We start from the raw sequence: 22705 nt of genomic DNA, 5'->3' as shown, positions 1-22705 counted from the left end.
TTGGCGGAAACAATGGCCACCATTTCAATACAGGTTCTCAACGGGCTGACGCTCGCGATGCTCCTATTCCTGCTCGCGTCTGGCCTATCTATTATTTTTGGATTGATGCGGATCATCAATCTGGCGCATGGCTCTTTCTATCTGCTGGGTGGCTATATCGGCCTCAGCGTCATCAATGCTACGGACAGTTTTTGGTTGGGCCTTCTCCTAGCGCCAATTGTGGTTGGCGTAGTGGGCATGTTGACGCAACGTTTCTTGTTGCAACGTGTGCAGCACAATGAACTCGGCCAGGTGCTGATGAGTTTTGGCCTCCTGCTGATCATCTCCGACGCAACGCTCTGGTGGTGGGGTGGTTTGCCGCAAACCCTGCCCCGACCGGAATTCCTTGAAGGCTCCTATCGGCTCGCCGGCCTCGTCTTTCCGAAATATCGTCTTGCGCTGACGATTGCCGGCGTCGTGGTCGCTATCAGCCTGTGGTTGCTGATCGAACGCACCCGGATTGGCGCTATCATTCGTGCTGGTGTTGACGATGCCGACATGACGCGGGCGACTGGCGTCAATATCCGTCTGGTCTTCCTGATGGTCTTCGCCGCCGGCGCGGCGCTGGCCGCCGCCGCTGGCGTGCTCGGCGGCGCCATGCTGGGCGTCTATCCCGGCGCCGATTTCGAAGTTGTCCTGCAAGCATTTGCCGTCGTCGTCATTGGCGGGCTCGGCAGTTTGCGCGGCGCGTTCATCGGTAGCCTGCTGATCGGCCTCATCGACACACTCGGCAAGGCCATCGTGCCAGAGCTTGCCATGTTCACGGTCTTCGTGCCGATGGTCGCCATGCTGGCTATCAAGCCGAACGGCCTGTTTGGCCGCGCGTAGGGATCGTTCATGACCACCGCCACTGTCACAAAATCCACGACCTTCGCCGCCAGCGTCGTCGTGTTCGCCCTCGCCGCTGTGATCAGCACGTTTCTGCCATCCTACTATGCTGGGCTTATGATCGATGGCGTCATCTTCTCCATCCTAGCATTGAGCCTGAATCTGCTCCTCGGTTATACCGGCCTGCCTTCGCTCGGGCACGCCGCCTATTTCGGCGTCGGCGCTTATGTCGCTGGATTGTTCGCAATTCATGTCGGCGACAATTTCTGGCTCAGCGCGCTGGCAGCGGTGGCGTTCAGCATGGCGGTCGGTGCAATTTTTGGCGCCGTTGCGCTGCAAACAGTCGGCGTCTACTTCCTCATGATCACATTGGCGCTTGGCCAAATCACCTGGGCGATAGCTTTTTCCTGGCGCAGCTTGACCGGGGGCGATGACGGCCTGCGTGGCATCCCCCGTCCCAGCCTCGGCCTGCCAGGCATATCGCTGGCTGACACCAATACCTATCTCGTTTTCGTCATCGTCGCGGCAGCTGTCGCATTGCTGCTGATGCATGCGATCGTGCGTTCTTCCTTTGGCCAGGCGCTGCGTGGCATCCAGCAAAATCCGCAGCGCATGGCAGCCCTTGGCTATCGCGTCTGGCTGCACAAATACCTTGCCTTCATCCTTGCATCCGGTTTCGCTGGCTTCGCCGGAGTTCTCTTTGCCTATTACAAGGGCTTCATGAGCCCGGAATCGATAGGCGTGGTCGTCTCGGCCGAAATCACTTTGATGGTGATCGTCGGCGGTGCCGGCACGCTGCTGGGGCCATTCGTTGGTGCTTTTCTCATCGTTTTCCTCAGCCACGGCGTCAGTAGTTTCACCAATCGCTGGTCGATGATCTTAGGGCTGCTCTACATCGCCGTGGTGCTGCTCGCCCCTAACGGACTTGTGGCACTCTTTCGTGAGCGTCTGCGTGGAGACAAAAAGGCATGACATCTCCTGCTCTCTCCGTCAGCGCACTTTCGATTCAGTTCGGCGGCCTCCGCGCCGTGGACAATGTTACGCTGGAGATCGCTCCCGGCGAACGATTGGTCATGCTCGGCCCCAACGGTGCCGGCAAAACCACCTTGTTCAATATGATCGGTGGACAATTGACGCCAACGTCTGGCCGTATCCGGCTGTTCGACGAAGATATTACCGCACTGTCTCCGCAACAACGCGCCCGTCGTGGGCTGGCGCGAACGTTCCAGATCACTTCGCTGTTTCCTGAGATGACTGTAGCTGAGAATGTGCGGCTGGCCGTTTCCGCTCTGGCGACATCGGGTCTCGCCGCCTTCCGTGACGCGAGCGCGGATGGCCCAGTGCACCAGCGTGTCAGCAAAATTCTTGCCGAGTGGCGTTTTTCCGATCAATCAGAGGCGCTTGTGCGCGATCTTGCTTACGGCGACCAGCGCAAACTTGAGATCGCGATGGCGGTTGCCCATGAGCCTCGCCTCCTGCTGCTCGACGAGCCGACCTCAGGTCTCTCGGCTCTCGAGACCGACAATGTCGTTTCGCTGATCCAAGGATTGAGCCGGGATGTTGCTGTTCTTGTGATTGAACACGATATGGATGTCGCTTTCCAGATCGCTGATCGGTTCGCCATCTTGCACAATGGCCGGCTGTTCTTCAGCGGTTCAGCCGCCGAGGTGCGCGACAACAAAGATATCCAGCAAATCTACTTCGGCGACGAGATCTGACCATGGAACCGCTGATCACGATCGACGACGTTCACACCTACTACGGCGATAGCTATGTTTTGCAGGGCATTTCGCTACAGGTGAATCCTGGAGAGGTGCTCGCTGTTCTCGGGCGCAATGGTGTCGGCAAGACTACACTCGTGCGCTCGATCATCGGCTTTGTTCCGCCGCGCCGCGGTTCGATCCGTTTTGCCGGTCAGGAGATCGCGGGGCGTGTGCCAGAAACAATCAGCCGCGCTGGTGTCGCTTTGGTGCCACAGGGCCGGCGCACCTTCCGCTCCTTGAGCGTCGCCGAGACACTCGATGTCGCCAGTGGCTTGCGTCGGTTCGACAAACATGAGCTCGCGTGGACGCCGGAATGCGTTTATGCCGCGTTTCCCCGATTGAAAGAACGTCGTGACACCCGCGCCGGCAGTCTCTCGGGCGGTGAGCAGCAGATGCTGGCCGTCGGCCGCGCTCTCGTCGGCCATCCCCGCTTGGTCCTGCTCGATGAACCGACCGAGGGCCTGTCGCCATTGCTAGTCCGTGAATTGCAAACCGTATTGAAGGACGTGAAACGCAGCGGCTCGGCGCTCCTCTTGATCGAACAACGGTTGAATTTTGCTCTGTCGCTTGCCGATCGCGTCGTGATCGTCAGCAAAGGACGCGTTATCCATGAGACAACGCCCGAGGCGCTGCAGGCCGACGACGAGACCCGACACCGGTACCTCGGCGTTTAGCCGCAGGCAAAACGCGACAGGTGGACATCAGCCGCCCAGATGCGGCGGTCGGCCTCGGCGATGAATGGGCTGAGTAATTCGGTGCGGGCCTGCACGGCGGCTGCGTCACGCGCGAAGGCCGGCATGACGGCGTCGATCTCCCTGGCCAACGCTTCCTCGTCGATAGTCAGCAAGCGCCGATCGCGCATCACGATCCTGCCGTCGACGATAACGCTTGTGACGCTTCGCCCGGATTCGCCGTAGACAAGCTGCCGCGCGGCACTATTCAATGGCCGGAACACTGGATCGTTCAGATCCAACAGGGTGATGTCCGCCTTGTAGCCCGGCCGAATCGTACCGATGGATTGCTCCAGTCCAAGTGCGCGAGCACCATGTGCCGTTGCCGCCATAAGGGCGTCGCGCGCCGTCGGACCACCTTCGCGATGATCGGTGACAGCGGAGACCAGTGTCGCGATCTTCATCGCCTGGAACATGTTCTGAGCATCCGAGCAGGAACAATTGTCACAACCCAGCGCCGGATATACCCCGGCCTCGTGATAGCGGCGGAACGAGGCGATACCGTTCTTGGTCTTCAGATTGCTCATCGGGTTGAGCACCAGTCGCGTGCCGGAACGCGCGATCAATGCGCAATCAGGATCGTCAAGCCAAACGCCGTGAGCGAGCGTTAGATCAGGCCCGAGCACGTCGAGCTGGTCGAGATAGACGATCGGCGAACCTTCGAATGCAGCGAAGATGCGCTGCGCTCCCAATGCCTCGGCACGGGAGATCGCGACATGCGAAAACAGCCGCACACCATGGCGCCGGGCCACCGCGACGAGACGTAGCAGCAGATCTTGCGAACATCGCTCCGGGCTCGATGGACAGACCGCCCAGGCGATACGCCCCTCCCGCCGGTTTGGCATGTCGGAAAGAATAGCATCGATTTCCGCTACAGGCTCGTTGGCCTCGACAGGCGCGGGATCGCCCAACAGCGACACCATTCCCGCCGGTATGAGTTCCCGCCAGAACGGTACCGTGTCGAGTGGGCCAACATCCGCCGTTTGTAAGCCGAGCACCACGCGTAGGCCCGTCTCCTCATAGGCATCACGCACAACGCGTGCCTGATGCCGTGTCAGCGGCCATAGGCTCAGCATGTCTTGAACGGTTGTGATGCCCCCGCGCAGACATTCTGCAGCACCAATCAAGGTGCGGGCACGCAATTCCCGGTCGCTGCGCGGTGGATAAGAACGTGGCAACGCGTTGAGTGCCCAGCGTTCCAACGACGATGTATCGAAGGCCCCTTTGAGCAGCGCATCGTGGGAATGATAGTGCGCATTTACCAGCCCGGGAATGGCGAGCAGGCCAGTGGCTTCAATGATATCCGCTTGTGCAGGCGAACTCTGCCGCAAGTCGTCACCGACCGCTGCGATCGTATCGCCCAGCACAAGGATATCAACCGTCGCTGGCGTATGCGGATTGGCATCGAGATCGAGAACTCTTGCCTGCCGGATAAGAAGTGCGCGATCATTCATGCGGATTTCCATCGATGGCTAGCCGTATAGCTCGGCCGCAGAAGCAAAGTCGGCGGGATCATTCTCGGTACGGGCATTTTCATCGAAACATAGAGTGGAGCGTCGGGCACGATCGTAAACCGGCCAATCCGGCAATGCCGATGCCGACGCCGTGCCGGTGCGCGCAAAGGCCAACAATGAGGCGCGCATCGCCTGCGACAGGGCCGCAACGATCGCGGGATCCGCGCCGGCGATCATTGGTGACGCATTCCAGGCCTCGCCCGGACCAAAGACGAAGGGCAACTCCAGGCAATGACAGCTCTTTAACTGAAGATCAGGCGAACGCCAGTCGAAGGAATAGGTGAAAACCCGTGCTCCGGCATCAGCCAAATTTTCTGCCAGGCGCAGAGCCGGAAACAGGAAAATGTCCTCTGTGCCCAGCGCCACCAGATGGTCCGCGGGCCGGTCTTGCGGGCGAAGCTTCCGCACGCGGGCGAGCCGCGCCTCGGCAGCCGGGCCATACCAACCTCGCGCCCGGTCTGTAAGCCCCGCCTCGTCCAGCGCTTGGATAGCTGGATCGAAACTGAAAAAAGCGCACATTTCCTCTTGGGTCGCGCCAATTAGAAGATCGACGCCCCGCATGGCGCCAAGCGCCGCTTGATTGAACGGCTTATCTGCTGGCACGCCGACGCCGTTGGCGACGAGATGAAATGGTGGCGACGTATCCCCTGACCGAGCCTCGGCCCTCGCTGTTGCGGCCTGTGCCTGCAGCAATGCAGTCACGGGTAGCGCAAGAATTTTTGCGCGCACGTCAGTGCTTTCTGCGTCGATTCCAAGGTGCTGCAGATAAGCGGCGCCGATACGTCGCGCCGTCGTCTGGTCTTGCGGTCCCATGCCGATCGCGCCGCTCATAATAATCGCGCGCTTGACGCCAGCCGGCATAAGGCCGCCGGCGAAGAGTGCAACGATGGAATTGCCGCCAGCGGACTGGCCCATCACTATGATGTTGTCCGGGTCGCCGCCGAACCGATCAATATGCGCGCGCACGAATTGCAGCGCCAACGCCTGATCAAGCAAGCCAAGATTGCCGGGGGAAACGCCGGGAACATAGAGAAAGCCAAGGGCACCCAGACGATAATTGACGCCCACGACCACCACGTCGCCCTCCGCAGCAAGCCGGCGGCCGTCATACCAATCGAGACCTCCGGAACCGCTTGAGAAGCCGCCGCCGTGCAACCAGACAATCACGGGTCGACGGCCGTTCAAACCTGGTGTGGCAATCGTCAACGTCAGGCAATCTTCACTCTGTACGCGCTCGAAATCGCCCATGACCCGGGCGAGCCGTGAGGCAAGTTGCGGGGCAATGGGCGCCGGTCGGGTCGCGTCGAGAACCTCATGCCAAAGCCTGACGGGTTGCGGCGGTGCCAGGCGCAGCTCGGCGACCGGAGGCCGGGCAAACGGAACACCACGAAAATGATAGGTTCCATTTGATCCTATACCTCGCACGGGGCCCAGCCGCGTTTCGACAATAGCTTCCTTCGTCATGTCGTGCGCGCTCATCCGCTCTGCTCTCCGCTCCCTCGATGGTCGCAGATTAGCCCGATGGGGCGTACGGGCTTGCGCCAGAGCGCAAACCGAACTGTGCTAGAATGCCGCTTTCAACGACTGTTCGGAGCGGTGCGCTTCAAGACAATTGATCGTTCGCCACCGGACAAGTGACCAGCGATCCGACATGCGACAAGAAGGAAACTATCCGGGAGAAGGTGAGACAGCACATGATCGGCGATATCGATAGCGTGAACCATGTCGGCGTGGCCGTTAGGGATATGGAACAGGGCTGCGCGCTTTACGAAGCTTTGGGCTTTACCCTTTCGCCGTTGTCGGTTCACTCAGGCTCCGCCAAGCCTGGCGAGCCGGTGCAGCCAATGGCGACCGGCAATCGCTGCGCGATTTTTCCTCATAACTATATAGAAGTCCTCGGTATCGTGAATCCGGGGGCGCTCGACTGGAGCTGGGGGCAATTCATCGATCGCTTCCAGGGCGCGCATATCATCTGCTTTGGTTGCAAGGACGCCTCGGTCGTCGATGCGCGACTGAAGACGGCAGAAGTCAAGACTTCAGGCGTGATCGCCCTCCAACGCGATATCGGAACGGAAGATGGCGTTAAAACGGCACGTTTCGATTGCGTACATTTCGATCGCGCACTGACACCCGAAGGGTTGATCCAGGCGGCCCGCCACCGCAATCCCGAATATGTGCATCAGCCGCGCTATCTCGGGCACCGCAATGGCGCAACCTCGCTCGCCGAGGTGTTGCTCGTAACATCGGATGCCAACGCCACCGCGCGCCGTTATGAGACACTGACGGGCCAGAAGAGCCGGACGAAAGACGGCGATCCCGTTATCGACTTGCCGCTGGCAACGCGCCTGCGCTTTATGAATCCGGATAAAGCAGCTAGCAATATGCCCGGCACACTGTTCGCTCCGGCGCCGGCGATTGCGGCCATGACCTTCTCGGTCACCGATCTGGCGGCCGCGCGCAAGATCATCACCACCGCGGGCTTCCCGATCGTCGAGGCGACCAATCGCTTCTATGTACCGGCAGAGAACGCGCTCGGCGTCGTACATATCTTCCAGCAGGACTGAGCGGGGTTCAATTCGCCTGGCGCTGCGCCATCGCGCGTGCTCGAGCGACGGCGGGCGTCATACCAAAGCGCGCCTTGAATTGGCGGCTGAAGTGCGGGATGTCGTTGAAGCCCTCCCGTAATGCGACTTCGGTAATCGACAGCCGCTCGCAACGCGGATCGGCCAGCGCGGCATGGGCACGTGTCATCCGCTCCTCCCGCACCCAAGCCCCAAGCGTGTTGTTTGTGGACGCGAACAGCGTGTGAAGGTAGCGTTTGGAAATGCCGTGGGCCCGCGCGATCTCGGACGGCGTCAGGTCGGGGTCGGTTAAGCGACAACGTAAATAGGCTTTGATGCGAGACAGCAGCATCAGGGTGCGCGGACCGCTACGGCGTGACGTATCCCCCCGTCCCGCGTCCCCGGCCTCGAACGCCATGGCCAAGAGATCGAGGCATATATCGGCCGCTGCCGCTTGCTGCGACACGGTCATATCAGGCCCCTCCTCCACAAGCGTGGTAAGATAGGTCGCGGCGATGCGGCCGACGCCGCTATCCGTCTCGGGCATCACCGACAGATAACGCCCAGGATCGTCCAGCCGCCGTTCCAGGAGGGGCCGTGGAATGGCTATGAGAACACGATCGGTTCGTTCGATCACGGCCGACTCGTAGGGTACGGTCTTATCGAGCAGGAAAAGACCTCCGGTTGGGATCAGCGTATGACCGGTGGCGTGGTGAACCGTACTGGCGCCCGACAGGTTGAGTCCGACCAGGTATTGCGTCTGACCGTCGGCTTCGATGCAGCGCATCGAGCGTCGGAGTTCTATCGGATCCGATTGGATGCGCACGAAACGCAGCGGGCCGACGCTCATCTCTGCTATCTCGCAGCTAAAGCCGGCACGTCGACTAGGGTGAGCCTCGACCTTAGCCACCCGCGGGGCAACCAGCGCCTGATAACGTGAGAGCTGATCGGCACCGCCCAAATCTTGAGACGAATAGACCAATCGCACCAATCACCTCCCTACGCCTATTTGTTGGCGCGTCATCTATCTTTGCATGCTTAGCCCACCTGTTGCCACAACCCGTTTGCAGAGGCGTGCCGTCGGAGGAGTACGGTCGGAAGCAAATCTGGCGGGATCTAATGTGGCAAGAGAGAGTTTCTGTATTTATTGATAGGGTCTTCTTATAGAAGACTTTTTCGACACGAAGCGGCGATCAGATGTGCTGGCATTGCCGCGTGAATGGGCATACCAACCCTGCGCCGATGGGATTGATCCAAAGCGCTATCGATCTTGGGTGCCTTCACCTTATTTTGTTTCGCCCCTTAGATGATCCCCCAGGCCCTGTATCGCCCCCTGCCCGTTGTCTCGCGCAGACCGAGCGCTTCAATCAAATCCAAGGCCGCCCTGGTACTTACTCCAAGTTCTTCGGCAACCATTCCTCCAGAAATCACCCCCCGCTTCATCACAAGTTCGACCAGGTCTGGCAGCCGCGATGAGGATCGCCGCCCAGCAATCTTCCGCAACAGCCCAGCGCGGGCTGACAGCCAACGGGCGTGATCGACAAGGCCAGCTTCCGCGGCGGCCGCGATCGCCTCGAGTTGGGTGAGGAGACGTTGGGTCGTTCCGGCGGTCGGACTGAGCTGGCGCAGGCGCGGCGGGATCGCCCGTAGCCCGACGCTCAAGCACGGTAGATGGGTAGTCACTTTTCCGCGTTGGCGCAGGAGTGCTGCAGCAATGAGCCGACCGAGCCACGGTCGATGTGTGAGGGGTTGCTGGGTGTCCCAGTCGACGAGCGCGAGCGCAGCGGCGAGCGTCGATGGCAGATGCGTGGTTTGATCGATGCTGTCGCGCCAGAGATCGAAGCGGTCTTCTTCATCGCATTCGGCATTGTAGATGAGTGGAGTTTTTTGCCGCGGCGCGGCTGTGTCAGCGAGCGCCGCTTGGGCATTGGCGAGCGCGCTGTCGAGAGTGGCAAATGCCAACGTCAGATCATCGTCCGCGCTCGCCATCGCGTCGACGGAAGATGAGGTGTCCCGTACTGACGGGCGGTCTGCGTCGTCGGTCTCCTCTGCTGCCCCCTGCCCTCCCCTGCCGGCAAGATTTTGGAGCCGGTGGGCTCGGGCAGTCAGGGTCCAGCCGGCGTCGGTGTCGGCGATCTGACGCCGTGCGGAGAGGTATTCGCGTGCCCGGACGAGCTCGTGGCTGGGCGCACGGACGGCCATGTCGACGTCGGCGAGGACGAGGTCTTCTAGATGGACGAGCTCGCCTTCAAGAGCCAGGCTGGCAATGGCGTCGAGATAATGGGTACGGGCTAAAAACCCGTCGCGGATAGGGCTGGTTTTGAGGGTTTCGTCGAGGCGCGCGAGGCGATCTTCAGCCAGTGCCAAGCTGGGGAGAATATCTTCCCATTTGAGATCTGTCACCGTCCTGGAGGACATTCGTAACCTTCTGATAACCTTAATAAGATTCTCTCAAACGGAAGGTAACATATCTTTTGCTTCTGTCACTGCGTATGATCCCGATTTGTTCGATAAACACTGCTTATCGATAGTGATGAGGCTATGAGTTGATTTAGTAGTGCGTTCTGTGTGTTGGGATCTGAAATCCAACAGGTTTGGGTTTCGCCGTTTTCCGGTTTGATATCGGCAATCTGCTGATGACAGCTGAGCATTGCGGTTGTCCTTGGTACCGGCGAAGCCATGCCCTACTTTTTGTCTCCTCACGAATTTGCGGTTCTTGTTGGCGATTGAAGACAACCTACCTCCGGCGATTTTGGATCAAAAACTTGCTCGTGCTGTGAGAACGGCACAGGTCTCGTGCTGGTCGCTCTCGATCAGGTAGGGCTGGCCATACCGTTTTGATATCAAAGGATTGTACGTTCGTTTGTAGCGGCCCTACCGGTATCGATGTTAATCAGTGGGAAGTCAGTGCAGAGACACATCAGATAGACATCAATCGTCCCCGTACAGATTGTTGTGGGAACGTTTATCTGCCGGTTTATTCTTTCGCGGATTGCTCCGAGCGTGCAGGTCATGCATGAACTGAATGATTAAATCGATCAGGGATGGACGCCTGGCCTGACCCGGCAATTCTGCCGCCTGGAGGGATCGAGACTAACTCGCGAACTTGCTCACAGACGAAGATATGGCGGCCCTCAGCATTTGCTGCGCGGGGCATGGAAGGCAACTTTCTGCCCGGCGTTAGATCTGGCTAACTGGAAGGATGATCGTTGACGGCGACCGGTTTCCTGCCCTGGCCTGCGCTTGAAAAATTTATGCTTGCTAGTTCCCGTTTGCGTTATCTGTATGAGCAACATCGGCGGTAAAGTGAGCCGGCTGTAACGGAGCCAAGAGCTTCGAGATTGTTGCGCAGCTCCGGCCCGTATGCCCCTTCGGCCGTGAAGCGTCGGCTGTGGAATTGGGCAACCCTACATCGCCGGGAAAGATATAGAGGGACCATTTGTACCTCCGATTTTTCTCACTGCCTCGTGACTCGCTGTACGCGCCAGCGCTCGTCCATCGGCGAAAACTGACAGGCAGCCTCCCGAAATATCTTCGGTCTCCTGCTCTTCACCCAAGCCTCGGACGGTTTCTGCATTCGCGGGCGAGCAATCATTTGGCTTTGGAGGGCGTCGCAGCAGCGAGTTAACGATGCCGCGCGTCCAGTAGCTTCATGACGAGCAGCAGGTGCTTGCCCCTCGTGACCCGAAATCGACATAGGTTCTGAGCCTCGCGATCCATGTGGCAGAACTAAAGTGAGACCGCGGAAGAGGGCCCCAAGTGCTCCTAAAGGCAGCGCCTGTTGAGTAGGGGATTCTGGCGGAGTTTAGCGACCGCAGCATTGTATTGCCCGAGGCGATACGGCACGCGCCATCGGTCAATGCAGCGAGCGGGCGCTAAAAAGAACAAGGCCGCGCCTGTGGTGAGGCGGGAAATAACGGTTGCGTTGTACGTGTACAACTCCTGGGCCTCCCGAAGCATCCGCTGGAATCACCAGTGCCGCTAAGTTGTACGCGTACAACTTCAGCGATCTGACGCACTCGTGTCGGGATAGGCGGAAGCCGTTTCATGTCATTGTTCTAGATGGACTGTGGCAGTCGACGGCTGGTTAACTTTCGGTTAACCGAATACCTCTTGCCCGTAGATCAGAATCGGTTCTAACTGGCAATCAGCGCTTTTTGCGCCGACCAGCCAAAATAAGCGCAGATGCAGAGATCAGCGATGCCGAATTCCTCAATGCTCCTAGGTGAACCTCTTCCAGATTTGAGGTCGCTTATCAATGCTGATGCAGCGGAGCTGTCCAAGCGGCTGCGCGCTCAGCAATTGCGTGATTTCCCGCCGACGGCCGAAAAATCGATGCGGCGGTTTACGCCTGGCGAAGCGGCTAAATTCATCGGGATTCACGAAGGATATTTGCGGCAACTCGTCTCGGAAGGGAAGGGCGCTCCTGCAACTTCTCCGACGGGTCGGCGAACCTATTCAATCCAAGACGTCGAAGCCCTGCGCGTGGAGCTCGATAATTCCGGCAAGGGCGCTCGCCGTTACATTCCGCATCGTCGCGAAGGCGAGCCCTTACAAGTTATCTCCGTCATGAACTTTAAAGGAGGAAGCGGCAAAACGACGACCTCCGCTCACCTCGCTCAATATCTTGCCTTTCACGGCTATCGCGTGCTGGCGATCGACCTCGATCCTCAGGCTAGCCTTTCGGCTCTGTTTGGGCATCAGCCGGAATTGGACGTCGGCGAGAATGAAACGATCTATGGCGCTATTCGATATGGATCCGAGCGCCGCGATATGACGGAGATCGTTCGTGGTACATACATCCCCAACCTGCACATTATTCCGGGGCAGCTTGAGCTGATGGAATTCGAGCACGAGACGCCGAAGGCGCTCATGACTCGGACGAGCGACGATTCCTTGTTCTTTTCTCGTATTGGTCAGGCTTTGGCGCAGGTCGGTGATGCCTATGACATCGTTGTCATCGATTGCCCGCCGCAGCTCGGCTTCCTCACTCTTTCCGCGCTTTGCGCGGCGACAGCTGTTCTCATCACCGTCCATCCGCAGATGCTCGACGTGATGTCGATGTCTCAGTTCCTCAATATGACAGGGAGCTTGCTGGATGTTGTGGCTCAGGCTGGCGGTGCCACGCAGTATGATTGGATGCGCTATCTGGTGACACGTTACGAGCCGAGCGATGGTCCTCAGACCACGATGGTCGGACTGATGCGCTCGATTTTTGGTTCGCGCGTTCTAACCCATCCCATGGTGAAGAGCACGGCGATCGCCGATGCTGGCTTGACCAAGCAGACCCTTTACGAGGTGGAACGGCAGCAATTCACGCGCGGTACTTATGATCGCGCGGTCGAAGCTCTCGATCTCGTCAATGGCGAGATTGAAGGGCTCATCAAACAGGTTTGGGGCCGCAAATAATGGCGCGAAAAATCTCTTTTGATGTTCCTTCGTCCGAGGAAACAGTGCCAGAGGCAGCTACACCCGCGGCCTCCACGCAACCATTCCGCCCCTTATTGGGCCTGGAGCGAACGATAAAGCAATCAAGCGCGCTCGGCGCCATTTCTCAGTCTCTCGGTGGCATCAACGAGAAGGTAAAGCGCGCCGAGCAAATCGAACAAAAGCTGGTCGAAGGCCAGGTGATCGTCGAGCTTGATCCAGAACTGATTGATAATTCTTTCGTGCCCGATCGAATGGAGTCTACGGAGGAGCAGAATGCTGCTTTCCGGGAGCTTATTCGCCAGCATGGTCAGAATACGCCGATCTTGGTGCGGCCGAAGCCGAATACCACGGGCCGATACGAAGTCGCCTTTGGTCATCGCCGCCTACGTGCTGCAAGAGAACTCGCTATCAAGGTCAAGGCGGTTGTTCGGCCTCTGTCGGACGAAGAACTGGTTGTCGCTCAAGGCCAAGAGAACAGCGGGCGTACGGATCTGACTTTCATCGAGCGCGCTCGGTTTGCCGCGCGCCTGGAGGACAGAAAGTTTTCCCGTGAGACCATCATGGCTGCGCTCAACGTGGACAAAGCGGCACTGTCTCGTCTGATTGCGATTGCCACGCGTATCCCAATCCAAGTTGTCGAGGCCATTGGTCCGGCTCCCGCGTTTGGGCGCGTACGTTGGCAGGAGCTGATTGATCTGCTCGATCAGGATGGCAATCGTGCTCGCGCTTTGGAAATTGTGAAATTGTCCGATTTCCTGTCTTTGGAAAGCGATAAGCGATTTGAAAAGGTCGTGGACGGGCTACGGGCGAAGCCCACCCGCACGCGCCCGGAAACCTGGGTGGCCCGGGACGGAACGCACGCGGCAAAAATTACCCGCGCCGGGCGAAAGCTTTCGCTGACATTCGATGATCGCGTGGCGCCAAATTTCGGCGACTTCGTTGAGACGAAGCTCGAGGCGCTCTTTGATGAGTATCGAGCGGAGAATCCCTCGGCTTGAACGAACTCGGTCCGGCCGGGGAATCCGGTCAGACAGGGAGACTGCAACTAACAGTGGAGAAAAACAGCAAAAGAAAAAGGCCCCCGAAACAGCGTCCGGAAGCCCTTCTCATAGTTCGCACCTAGAGAATCTCACTTCCGCGAATCACAGTCAAGAGTCTCGTGAGAGACGAACGCCGTTTTGGTGAGCAATATTCTTTTGCCTAATTGAGGCAAAGACATGCAGCCACATTCACCAACGACGCCCTTTGGGCGGCGATCGCTGACGCTTGCCCATGTGGCAAGCCAGATCGCCGCCGGTACGCGCCAGCCCGAAAAGATTGTCCATAAATGGAAGATCTATCAGGCTATCTGTGCCGCCCGGCCGCTTCTGGGCGTGTCGGAGCGGGCCCTGTCGGTCCTCAACGCCTTGCTGACATTCCATCCAGAGACCGTCCTGACAGGCGAGGGGGATCTCATCGTATTTCCCTCGAACCAGCAGTTGTCGTTGCGGGCTCATGGCATGCCGGCGTCGACCCTTCGTCGCCACCTGTCGGTGCTGGTGGACGCCGGTCTTGTGGTGCGGCGGGATAGTCCGAACGGCAAGCGCTACGCGCGAAAAGGCAGGGACGGTCAGATCGAGCTGGCGTTCGGCTTCGACCTCTCGCCTTTGGTGGTCCGCTCGGAAGAGTTCGAAAGCTTGGCCGAGGCGGTGGCGGCTGAGGCACGGGCACTCAAGCTCGTCCGCGAGCGGATTACCCTGTGTCGGCGTGACATCGCCAAAATGATTGAGACGGGTATCGAAGAAAACGTGCCGACCCGACGTGCAGGGCAGGGGCCTGCGGACTGGCAGGAGATCCACGCGGGCTTTCGGGCGATCGTCGAGGGGATTCCGCGGTCTGCGGCGAGGGCCGAACTGGAGCCGATTGCGGAGGTCTTATCTCAGCTCGCGGATGATGTACTCAATCTCCTCGAAACATACATCAAATCTCAAAATATAAGCGGCAGTGAGTCTCAAATTGAGCGTCACATACAGAGTTCAAACCCAAACCCCTCTACTGACTTTGAACCTGACCTCCAAGGAGGCAGGGCGGCGAGAGTGGAGACTCTTATGTCGACATCGAAGCTGGCGGAGGGGTCCTATCCGCTGGGAATGGTGCTCGATGCTTGCCCCGATATCATCGACTATGCGTCAGGGGGGGAAATTGCGAATTGGCGTGACTTCGTGGCAACGGCCACGGTTGTCCGCTCAATGCTTGGCATCAGTCCCAGCGCTTATGAAGAAGCCCAATCAGTCATGGGTGAACGTCAGGCTGCTATCCTGGTTGCCTGCATCCTGCAGCGGAGTGCTAACATCAACTCCGCTGGTGGCTATCTCCGTGGGCTGACGCGAAAAGCGGAAGCTGGAGAGTTCTCGCTAGGTCCGATCCTTATGGCACAGATCAATTCTCGGTTGAGGGAAAAAAGGAGAGCGTAGGTCATGGTCGTCCGGATGCATGTTTTGGGCGCTGCCCATGTCGTTACGGGCTCGTCCTATCTCCTGGAGACCAATGGACGGCGCATTCTGATCGATTGTGGCATGTTCCAAGGATCGAAAACTTTAAAGGAGCTGAATTACCGGCCTTTTGCTTTTGAGCCGGAGCAGTTGCACGCGGTGCTGCTAACTCACGCACATATCGATCATTCAGGCCTCCTTCCGAAACTGACGAATGCTGGCTTTCACGGGCCGATCCATGCGACCCGCTCCACTGTGGAGTTGTGCTCGATCATGCTGCGTGACTCCGGCCATATCCAGGAGATGGAGGTGGAGCAGCTCAACCGTCGTCGCGCGCGCAATGGTGAATTACCGGTGGCGCCCATTTACACGGCTGAGGATGCGGTAGCTGCCATGAGTCAATTCCGGGCTGTGGGCTATGATGTTTGGTTGGACCTTGGATCGGGCGTTCGCGCTAGATGGTGGAATGCTGGTCATATTCTGGGCTCTGCTTCCATCGAGATTGAGGTGAACGAGGGTTCAGGCGAGCCTATTCGCATTTTGATGTCAGGGGATCTTGGGCCAGATGCGAAACTTTTCCATGCAGATCCTGATGGACCGAAGGGGCTTGACCTCGTTGTCTGTGAGGCGACTTACGGCGATCGCGATCGGCCGGAAACAACGATCGAAGATCGACGCGTTGAATTAGCAGGCGAGGTGCGAGCGGCCGCACAGCGGGGTGGCCCGCTACTGATTCCGTGCTTTGCCGTAGAGCGCACCCAGGAAATTCTCTCAGATCTGCTCGATTTGATGGATGGTGGTCAAATTCCGCAAGCCCCTATCTTTGTCGATTCGCCCCTCGCCATCAAAGCGACTGAAATCTTCCGAAGCCATGCGGGTGAATTGGAAGATGGTGAATGGCTGGCGCGGCTCACCAATTCTCCTCAGGTGCGTTTCACCGAGAGTGCCGATCAAAGCAAATCGCTCGCGCGACTCCGTGGTTTCCACATTATCATTGCGGCAAGTGGCATGGCCGACGCAGGGCGAATCCGCCACCATCTGAAGAATCATTTATGGCGCGCTTCCACGACGGTTCTGTTCGTCGGCTATCAGGCAGAGGGAACGCTTGGCCGTCTTCTTCTGGAAGGCGCATCGACTGTTACCATTCAAGGCGACGCGGTTCGGGTGAAGGCGCAGCTTCGGTACATCGACAGCTATTCTGGGCATGCTGACAGAAGCGAAATCCTCGATTGGCTCAAGGCGCGTAAGCCAATTCGTGGCGGCGTGGCACTCACGCATGCCGAAAACAAGGCTTTGACCGCTTTCATTCCGACCGTAGGCGCCGAGATCGTCGCACCGGAGCATGTGATTGCGCCTCATCTTGATGACATTCTTGAAATTGGTGTCGGCTCCTTGCGTCGTATTCTGCCGCCTGAGCCGCGCAGAGTTGAACCAGGACGGGCTGTCGGAAAAGATTGGCATAACGATTCCGCAGAGTTCCTGCTCGATCTGAAAGAGGCGTTGGACAAGGCCGCCGACGATCGTGCTCGGGGTGTTATTCTACGTCGGCTTAAGCGGGCGCTGGAAGATGTTGATTAAGCCAATCGTACGTTTGCCCCAATCTTAACTATCAACGAACTGAGGCTAGCCTGCTGACCTCAACTCGTTCTTTGAATCGTTCCGTGGTTTGATTCTTAGATTGAAGAAATTGCAGGCTCCGATCGGAGCGGGGCCGCAGCTATCCGAGCTTCAAATAGTGAGCATGCAGGTTGTGAGGCCGGTGTTTGAAGACCCTTCTAAACAGCCTGGCGGGCGCGCCGGGTGACGTCCGTGTCGTTTTGCGGATCGAACCCGTAGGTGAGGGGGTGCACGTGCTGACATTGCGGGCAGGTGCGTGAACCTGCATCGGTATTGAAGCGACTGATACCAGCTTCCGCTGCGTCAAGAAAGGCCTGAAATCCTTTGACCGTGACGTCTATCGTGACCGCGCCAAACAAAGTGCCGCAGTGCGGACACACCCAACCGTAGCTGACTTCGCCGGGACGTGCTTCCGAACCGCCAATGCACAGCGTGTAATAATGGCCATCGGTGCCGGGCGCGTCGAGCCAGACAGTGTCGACGTCGGCTCTCATCCAGTATCCAAAGAGATGGCGAACCTCGAACCAGGTCGAGCGTGTTACGGGATGCAAGATGGCCCGGGTCGAACTGATCGGGACCGGCAGAACACGCTGACCCACGAGCTCGTGCAACAGATAAGGCGAGACGTCCTGCTTCAGATGGCCAGACCAGATGGCGTAGTCGCCGAGCAGCGGCCAACTCGCTGAGCCTTCGATCATCGAACGGGTATAGGACAGAAGCGGGCCTCCACCCGGCGTGATTTGCGATTGTGGCCCTACCATTGCTTGCGCGCCTCGCGCATTTCCGGCGTATCGGTACTCATGAAACCCGAATAGGCTAGCGGATTGACGTGGCCGCAGTTCCAGCAGGTGCGCAGGCGCATATCGTCATTATATTCCCGCACCGCCGCCAGTTCCCAGCGCCAGAAGCCGCGAAAGCCTTCGCGTCCAGTAACATACTCGCTCATATGCAGAAGCGAAGTGCATTCTTCGCAATACCAGGCCGCACGATCCGTTTCTTCGCCTGTCGGCCTTCCCATGACGATGATGATGTGGTCGGGATCGCCGTTGACGCCTGGCACAGGAATGATCACTTCATCCTTGTCGTTGATGTGCCAGTAGCCAAAAACGAACTGTGTATGATGCGGCGTGCCGGCGCAGGTGATGTGAGCGACATAGGGAATGCGAGGCACTTGCACGATGCCTTTCGGGCCTATCTCGAAGTTCTTGCGCTCCTTGACCAGCTCCATCGCCAGCTTGGCATTACCGATCTCATCGCGTTTGGTGTGTGAGACCTGGCGGATGCCGTAGACATTGTCGCCGATCGGCATGAACCCCTGCAGCTTCTTGATCACCTTATCGTTCAGAAAGTCCCAGTCGTCGTGGATCTTCTCGATTGGTTCATCGACATAGATGTTCGTGTACATGCCGAACCCTCCCGTGCTGCGATTGGCTTTCCGCTAGCTCGATAAAATTGAGTTTGCCATTTTGACAGGAACATGTCAATTTTTCGCCGCATAAAAGCAACGGGCTGCAGCCTGTCGATGGCGGAGGGATATGGCGGATGGCATGGACGACGATTTGTCGCTCGGAAGAAATGCCGGCAGGCAGCATCAAACGTAAGCGCTTGCCGAACGGCGATCCGGTTGCCGTCGCGCGGTTGCAAGACGATCGCCTCGTCGCATTTCATAACGAATGTCCGCATTTTAAAGGGCCGCTTGGCACGGGCGCGATAAGGGATTCGACGATCATCTGCCCGTGGCATTTCTTTCGTTTCGATCTGATCACGGGGAGGGCGGTCGGCGTCGGCGAAAGCCTCATGAGACTCAAACTCTATGAAGTCCGCGAGCAGGATGGGGAAGTCGCTGTCGCGTTCAACTGACATCGGAAAGCTTGGGGGAGGGAATTGATGATGATGAAGCGTGTGGCATTGGCGGCTTTTACCTCCATATGGACGAGCATCGCCGCACCCGGTGGATTGGCAGCTCAGGAACCCATCAAGATCGGTGTACTGCATCCGTTGACCGGCCCGCTGGCTTTGGTCGGGATAGAATCCACCGATGGCTTCGTTCATTACTTTGAACAGATCGGCAATAGGGTGGCGGGCCGGCCGGTGACGATCCTGAAAGAGGATGATGCGGCCAATCCATCGCAAGGTTTGGAGCGAACCCGTCGCCTGGTGGAACGCGAACGAATCCATATTTTGTCAGGCCTAACCAGTAGTGCCGTCGCTTATGCGCTGCGCTCCTATGTGGACCAACGCCAGATTCCGCTTGTCATCATGGGGTCGGCCGGCGCCAATGATCTCACCGACAAGCAGGCTAGTTCCTATATTTTCCGCACCAGTTTCAGCAATCGGCAGCTTGCCGCGCCAATTGGTCAGTATGCTTGCGAAAAACTCGGCTTGAAGAAAATCGTCGTGATGGCTAGTGATTTCGTCACAGGCCACGAGCAATCCGCGGCGTTTGGTGAGCGATATACCAGGGCTGGTTGCACGGTGGTGCGTACGATCATGGTGCCGCTGGGCACATCGGACTTCACACCATTTCTAGGCCAGGTCGCGTCACTCGGAGCGGACGGTGTGTGGGCGATGTTCTTTGCCGCTGATGCCATCGCCTTCGTCAAACAATATGAAGCATTGGGGTTGAAAGACAAGCTGCCACTGATTGGCCCGTCTGGGTTGATCGACCCGGCGCTTCTTGGCGCTATGGGCGCGGCGGCCACAGGTATCATGGCGCCAATCTACTATACGACATTGCTCGATAGTCCGGAGAACAAAGCTTTCGTTCAGTCCTTCAAAGCTCGCTATGGACGTGAGCCTGGTGCCACGGCCGCATCCGGTTATATCGCGGCCATGGCGATCGCGCGCGCCATCGAGGCCATTGATGGGCGAGTGGAGGACAAGCCTGCCCTCCTCGCGGCGCTACGCCAAGTGCGATTGAAAACGCCGATCGGCATGTTCGAATTCGATGCCAAGCAGAATATCGTTCTCGATTTCTATCTTGGAAAAGTTGGCCCCAGTGAGAGCGGCTACACCTTGCAGGTGGTCGAGCCGCTGGAGAAAGCCGTCGACCAGTATGGGGTTGCCCGCTGACGGCGCTCCGCATTCCGACGTTTGACTCATCCTCCGAAAGCATCGCTATGGAACTGTGCTTATGATGGCCCTGCAGTTGGTCAATGGGATTGCCTACGGCAATCTTCTGTTTCTGATCGCGGCGGGTTTCACGCTGATCTTCGGTATCCTGCGCGTTATCAATATGGCGCATGGATCACTGTTTCTGCTCGGCGCCCATGCGGCGATCTCGGCAGCGACCGTGACCCAGAGTGTTTGGGCCGGAATTCTTGCCGGATCGCTCGTCGCGGCGCTTCTGGGGGCCGTGATTGAGCGAACTTTACTCTATCGCATCCAAGGTAATTATCTGGCTCAGGTGATCGTCACCTTCGGTGTTCTGATGATCGTCGGCGATCTGTTTCAGGTCTACTGGGGCGGCACGCCACGCATCTATGCGCTGCCCGACAGTTTGCGCGCCTCCGTTTCGTTGGGAGCGCTACGTTACCCTGTCGATAGGCTCATTCTGGTGGCCGTCGGCCCAGCGATTGCGATTGCGTTGTGGTTTCTCATCGAGCGCACGGCGATTGGCGCGAAGGTGCGAGCTGCGGTCGACGATGAGGAAATCGCTCAGGCGATTGGCATTAGCGTGCCCCGCCTGCGTGTCTTCGTTTTTGCATTGGGTAGCCTTCTGGCTGGCCTCGCCGGTGCGCTGGGATCGACCTTCATCGGTGCCAAGCCAGGGGTCGATCTCGACATCATCCTCCTGGCGCTTGTGATTGTCGTCATCGGCGGCCCAGGCAGTCTCGTTGGTTCTTATGTCGCGGCGCTTGCCATCGGCATGATCGATTCCATTGGCAAAAGCCTATGGCCTGAGCTTTCGATGTTTCTGCTCTTCGCGCCGATGCTCGTTGTCTTGATTGTTCGGCCGTATGGGCTGTTTGGTAGCCCGCCGGGTGTGGCCGCCGCCGCGCGACAAATCAAGCCCATCAGCATTCCAGCGCCCAATTGGGTCTGGAGAGCCTTTGACGCCGTGCGAAGAGCGACGGCTGTCTGCTCCTGGCCGATAGCCGTCGCTTTCGCGCTGAGTGTCGCCATGGCCATCCCAGCTCTAGGTTCAGGATTCCTCGTCACGGTCGTGGTCTTGATGCTGATCTGGTCGGTGTTCGCCATCGGGCTTAATGTCATGCTTGGCTATGGTGGCATGCCGTCGCTCGGCCATGCGCTGTTCTTCGGCGCGGGGGCCTATGCCATGGCCTGGTCGGGATTTGCCGGCTTGAGCGGCTACGTCGGCCTTGTAGCGGCCATTGCCTGCGCCTGTGCCGCGGCGCTCTTCCTGGCTGCCGTGGCAGTGCGCGCGCGGGATGCGCAATTGCTGCTCGTCACCCTCGCCGTGGCCCAAGTTGTGTGGGGCGTCGTGTTCAAATGGCGCTCGGTGACCGGCGGCGATGACGGCCTAATTCATCCGCAGGCATTTCCGCTGATGTCGACGGGTATGTCGCCGTCGACCAATCTCTATGTTCATGTCGCCGCCGCCTTTGTCTTGGCGTTGATCGCTTATGCCTGGTTTGTGCGATCGAACTTTCGGTTACTTCTGACCGGCGTGCGCACGAACGAACCGCGACTGCTGGCCTTGGGTTATCATGTCGATCTTCTGCGCTTCAAAGCCATCCTGGTGTCGAGCGCCTTTTCCGGTTTTGCCGGCGGCCTTTATGCCATTTATTCGGGCTTTGCTGCGCCGGAATTGTTCAGTGTTCATACGTCAGCGAAGGTGTTGCTGATGGTGGTGATCGGCATGGCTGGAACTTTCTTTGGACCCATCGTCGGTGCGGTCACGATCATCGGAATGGAAGAAGTTTTCTCTGGTTGGACCGAACGGTCGAACACATTGCTCGGTGCACTCTACATTCTCGTAGCGCTCTTCGTCTTCGGGGGTATCAGATTGGTCCGCCGGCGTGTTGGTGCGCGTAAATCCGTACCGCTTGCGTCGGCGGTCTTGCCATGAGCGCCGCTGCTGGAGTTGCCATCTCGGTTAAAGGCCTGAAGAAATCCTTCGGATCGATCGAAGTGATCCGCGGTATCGATATTTCCTTTTCGCACCACGAGAGACATTTGGTCATTGGTCCAAATGGAGCGGGGAAGACGACCTTCTTCAATCTCCTCAACGGCCAATACAAGCCGAGTGCCGGCCAGATCGAATTCCTTGATGTCGACGTCACGTGTATGTCGGTACGGCAAAGGGCTCTTCTGGGCCTCGGGCGGACATTTCAGATCGCCAGTCTGTTTCAAGATCTGAGCGTGCGCGACAATCTGCGGATCGCCGCTGGCGCGCCGCAGGCTGGGAGCCGTAGCGGAAAATCTGCCGAGGAAAATGCTGCCCATGCGCTTCAGTTCTGTGGCCTGAAGGCTGACGGCGCCGTGCGGCACCTCTCCTATGGCGAGCAGCGGCGATTGGAAATCGCCATGGGGTTGGCGACGGCGCCAAAGATCCTGTTGCTCGACGAACCGATGGCCGGTCTCACCCAGATCGAACGTGGCGTCGTCGCCGAGCGCATCATCGAACTCAGCGCCTCCACCGGCATCCTTTTGATCGAGCATGATCTGGAGGTGGCGCTTAAATTGGCGGATCGGCTGACGGTTCTACATCTTGGCCAGGTGGTGGCTCATGGGGCGGTGGCCGCGGTGATGGAGGATCCCTTCGTGCGCAAAATCTATCTTGGTTGA

Annotated in this window: 19 protein-coding genes; 13 read left to right on the top strand and 6 right to left on the bottom strand. The window is 58.4% G+C overall.

What is annotated here, in order from left to right:
• Positions 1 to 12: 12 nt before the first annotated feature.
• From BLW50_RS28575 to BLW50_RS28560, 4 genes are read left to right on the top strand one after another with little or no spacing between them, the layout of a single operon-like run.
• Positions 13 to 867, top strand: a complete 855-nt coding sequence (locus BLW50_RS28575; RefSeq protein ID WP_090710186.1) for a branched-chain amino acid ABC transporter permease — start codon at positions 13 to 15, stop codon at positions 865 to 867.
• A gap of 9 nt (positions 868 to 876) precedes the next feature.
• On the top strand, positions 877 to 1839 hold the full coding sequence (locus tag BLW50_RS28570) for a branched-chain amino acid ABC transporter permease (RefSeq protein ID WP_090710184.1): 963 nt from the start codon (positions 877 to 879) through the stop codon (positions 1837 to 1839).
• Complete coding sequence (locus BLW50_RS28565) at positions 1836 to 2585, top strand: ABC transporter ATP-binding protein (protein ID WP_090710179.1); 750 nt, start codon at positions 1836 to 1838, stop codon at positions 2583 to 2585. The genes BLW50_RS28570 and BLW50_RS28565 overlap by 4 nt, the downstream gene beginning before the upstream one ends.
• A 2-nt stretch (positions 2586 to 2587) precedes the next feature.
• Positions 2588 to 3304, top strand: a complete 717-nt coding sequence (locus BLW50_RS28560; protein WP_090710177.1) for an ABC transporter ATP-binding protein — start codon at positions 2588 to 2590, stop codon at positions 3302 to 3304.
• Here the strand turns inward: BLW50_RS28560 and BLW50_RS28555 are convergent.
• On the bottom strand, positions 3301 to 4815 hold the full coding sequence (locus tag BLW50_RS28555; protein WP_170850434.1) for an amidohydrolase family protein: 1515 nt from the start codon (positions 4813 to 4815) through the stop codon (positions 3301 to 3303). The two genes, BLW50_RS28560 and BLW50_RS28555, sit on opposite strands and share 4 nt — an antisense overlap.
• An 18-nt stretch (positions 4816 to 4833) precedes the next feature.
• Positions 4834 to 6339: a carboxylesterase/lipase family protein gene (locus tag BLW50_RS28550; RefSeq protein WP_244544534.1), complete on the bottom strand. Its 1506-nt coding sequence runs from the start codon at positions 6337 to 6339 to the stop codon at positions 4834 to 4836.
• A gap of 230 nt (positions 6340 to 6569) precedes the next feature.
• Here BLW50_RS28550 and BLW50_RS28545 point away from each other — a divergent pair, with 230 nt between their 5' ends.
• On the top strand, positions 6570 to 7439 hold the full coding sequence (locus BLW50_RS28545; RefSeq protein ID WP_139267779.1) for a VOC family protein: 870 nt from the start codon (positions 6570 to 6572) through the stop codon (positions 7437 to 7439).
• A 7-nt stretch (positions 7440 to 7446) separates the two neighbouring features.
• Here the strand turns inward: BLW50_RS28545 and BLW50_RS28540 are convergent, their stop codons facing one another.
• Both BLW50_RS28540 and BLW50_RS28535 read right to left on the bottom strand, forming a co-directional pair.
• Positions 7447 to 8424 (bottom strand): helix-turn-helix domain-containing protein, encoded by a 978-nt coding sequence (locus BLW50_RS28540; RefSeq protein ID WP_170850433.1) that lies wholly within the window; start codon positions 8422 to 8424, stop codon positions 7447 to 7449.
• A gap of 314 nt (positions 8425 to 8738) precedes the next feature.
• Positions 8739 to 9854, bottom strand: coding sequence for an RHE_PE00001 family protein (locus BLW50_RS28535; protein ID WP_170850432.1), 1116 nt, complete (start codon positions 9852 to 9854; stop codon positions 8739 to 8741).
• 1782 nt (positions 9855 to 11636) lie between these two features.
• Here BLW50_RS28535 and repA point away from each other — a divergent pair.
• The 4 genes from repA (at position 11637) to BLW50_RS28510 (ending at position 16915) form a co-directional block, all read left to right on the top strand.
• Positions 11637 to 12845 (top strand): plasmid partitioning protein RepA, encoded by a 1209-nt coding sequence (repA, locus tag BLW50_RS28525; protein WP_090710856.1) that lies wholly within the window; start codon positions 11637 to 11639, stop codon positions 12843 to 12845.
• Entirely contained in the window at positions 12845 to 13864 is a 1020-nt protein-coding gene (repB, locus tag BLW50_RS28520; protein WP_090710163.1) for a plasmid partitioning protein RepB, read from the top strand. Before repA ends, repB begins: the two co-directional genes overlap by 1 nt.
• 219 nt (positions 13865 to 14083) lie before the next feature.
• Positions 14084 to 15319: a plasmid replication protein RepC gene (gene repC / locus BLW50_RS28515; RefSeq protein ID WP_090710160.1), complete on the top strand. Its 1236-nt coding sequence runs from the start codon at positions 14084 to 14086 to the stop codon at positions 15317 to 15319.
• Between the two features lie 3 nt (positions 15320 to 15322).
• The gene (locus BLW50_RS28510; RefSeq protein WP_090710158.1) at positions 15323 to 16915 is read left to right on the top strand and encodes an MBL fold metallo-hydrolase; all 1593 of its coding nucleotides are present in this window, start codon (positions 15323 to 15325) and stop codon (positions 16913 to 16915) included.
• A 197-nt stretch (positions 16916 to 17112) separates the two neighbouring features.
• Here the strand turns inward: BLW50_RS28510 and BLW50_RS28505 are convergent, their stop codons facing one another.
• Together BLW50_RS28505 and BLW50_RS28500 are read right to left on the bottom strand one after the other, a co-directional pair.
• A complete protein-coding gene (locus tag BLW50_RS28505; protein WP_090710156.1) occupies positions 17113 to 17715 on the bottom strand; it encodes a cupin domain-containing protein in 603 nt (200 codons plus the stop codon).
• The gene (locus BLW50_RS28500; RefSeq protein WP_090710154.1) at positions 17709 to 18359 is read right to left on the bottom strand and encodes a cupin domain-containing protein; all 651 of its coding nucleotides are present in this window, start codon (positions 18357 to 18359) and stop codon (positions 17709 to 17711) included. The genes BLW50_RS28505 and BLW50_RS28500 overlap by 7 nt, the downstream gene beginning before the upstream one ends.
• A 137-nt stretch (positions 18360 to 18496) precedes the next feature.
• Here BLW50_RS28500 and BLW50_RS28495 point away from each other — a divergent pair, with 137 nt between their 5' ends.
• From BLW50_RS28495 to BLW50_RS28480, 4 genes are all read left to right on the top strand, one after another.
• Complete coding sequence (locus tag BLW50_RS28495) at positions 18497 to 18814, top strand: Rieske (2Fe-2S) protein (protein WP_090710152.1); 318 nt, start codon at positions 18497 to 18499, stop codon at positions 18812 to 18814.
• Positions 18815 to 18841: 27 nt separating this feature from the next.
• Positions 18842 to 20026 carry an ABC transporter substrate-binding protein gene (locus BLW50_RS28490; RefSeq protein WP_090710149.1) on the top strand — a complete coding sequence of 395 codons (1185 nt, stop codon included), beginning with the start codon at positions 18842 to 18844 and terminating at the stop codon, positions 20024 to 20026.
• Between the two features lie 61 nt (positions 20027 to 20087).
• A complete protein-coding gene (locus BLW50_RS28485) occupies positions 20088 to 21986 on the top strand; it encodes an ABC transporter permease (RefSeq protein WP_090710147.1) in 1899 nt (632 codons plus the stop codon).
• The gene (locus tag BLW50_RS28480; protein ID WP_090710145.1) at positions 21983 to 22705 is read left to right on the top strand and encodes an ABC transporter ATP-binding protein; all 723 of its coding nucleotides are present in this window, start codon (positions 21983 to 21985) and stop codon (positions 22703 to 22705) included. Before BLW50_RS28485 ends, BLW50_RS28480 begins: the two co-directional genes overlap by 4 nt.

It is taken from the genome of Beijerinckia sp. 28-YEA-48 (genome assembly GCF_900104955.1).
Lineage (GTDB): Bacteria > Pseudomonadota > Alphaproteobacteria > Rhizobiales > Beijerinckiaceae > Terripilifer.
This window is presented reverse-complemented; position numbering and strand designations above follow the sequence as displayed.

What these genes read in the sequence shown, in the direction of transcription:
- BLW50_RS28575 (WP_090710186.1), top strand. Translation starts at nt 13, where the DNA reads ATGGCCACCATTTCAATACAGGTTCTCAACGGGCTGACGCTCGCGATG.
- repA (WP_090710856.1), top strand. Translation starts at nt 11,637, where the DNA reads ATGCCGAATTCCTCAATGCTCCTAGGTGAACCTCTTCCAGATTTGAGG.
- repB (WP_090710163.1), top strand. Translation starts at nt 12,845, where the DNA reads ATGGCGCGAAAAATCTCTTTTGATGTTCCTTCGTCCGAGGAAACAGTG.
- BLW50_RS28510 (WP_090710158.1), top strand. Translation starts at nt 15,323, where the DNA reads ATGGTCGTCCGGATGCATGTTTTGGGCGCTGCCCATGTCGTTACGGGC.
- BLW50_RS28480 (WP_090710145.1), top strand. Translation starts at nt 21,983, where the DNA reads ATGAGCGCCGCTGCTGGAGTTGCCATCTCGGTTAAAGGCCTGAAGAAA.
- BLW50_RS28485 (WP_090710147.1), top strand. Translation starts at nt 20,088, where the DNA reads ATGATGGCCCTGCAGTTGGTCAATGGGATTGCCTACGGCAATCTTCTG.
- repC (WP_090710160.1), top strand. Translation starts at nt 14,084, where the DNA reads ATGCAGCCACATTCACCAACGACGCCCTTTGGGCGGCGATCGCTGACG.
- BLW50_RS28565 (WP_090710179.1), top strand. Translation starts at nt 1,836, where the DNA reads ATGACATCTCCTGCTCTCTCCGTCAGCGCACTTTCGATTCAGTTCGGC.
- BLW50_RS28570 (WP_090710184.1), top strand. Translation starts at nt 877, where the DNA reads ATGACCACCGCCACTGTCACAAAATCCACGACCTTCGCCGCCAGCGTC.
- BLW50_RS28545 (WP_139267779.1), top strand. Translation starts at nt 6,570, where the DNA reads ATGATCGGCGATATCGATAGCGTGAACCATGTCGGCGTGGCCGTTAGG.
- BLW50_RS28500 (WP_090710154.1), bottom strand. Translation starts at nt 18,359, where the DNA reads ATGTACACGAACATCTATGTCGATGAACCAATCGAGAAGATCCACGAC.
- BLW50_RS28505 (WP_090710156.1), bottom strand. Translation starts at nt 17,715, where the DNA reads ATGGTAGGGCCACAATCGCAAATCACGCCGGGTGGAGGCCCGCTTCTG.
- BLW50_RS28560 (WP_090710177.1), top strand. Translation starts at nt 2,588, where the DNA reads ATGGAACCGCTGATCACGATCGACGACGTTCACACCTACTACGGCGAT.
- BLW50_RS28555 (WP_170850434.1), bottom strand. Translation starts at nt 4,815, where the DNA reads ATGAATGATCGCGCACTTCTTATCCGGCAGGCAAGAGTTCTCGATCTC.
- BLW50_RS28550 (WP_244544534.1), bottom strand. Translation starts at nt 6,339, where the DNA reads ATGACGAAGGAAGCTATTGTCGAAACGCGGCTGGGCCCCGTGCGAGGT.
- BLW50_RS28490 (WP_090710149.1), top strand. Translation starts at nt 18,842, where the DNA reads ATGATGATGAAGCGTGTGGCATTGGCGGCTTTTACCTCCATATGGACG.
- BLW50_RS28535 (WP_170850432.1), bottom strand. Translation starts at nt 9,854, where the DNA reads ATGTCCTCCAGGACGGTGACAGATCTCAAATGGGAAGATATTCTCCCC.
- BLW50_RS28495 (WP_090710152.1), top strand. Translation starts at nt 18,497, where the DNA reads ATGGCATGGACGACGATTTGTCGCTCGGAAGAAATGCCGGCAGGCAGC.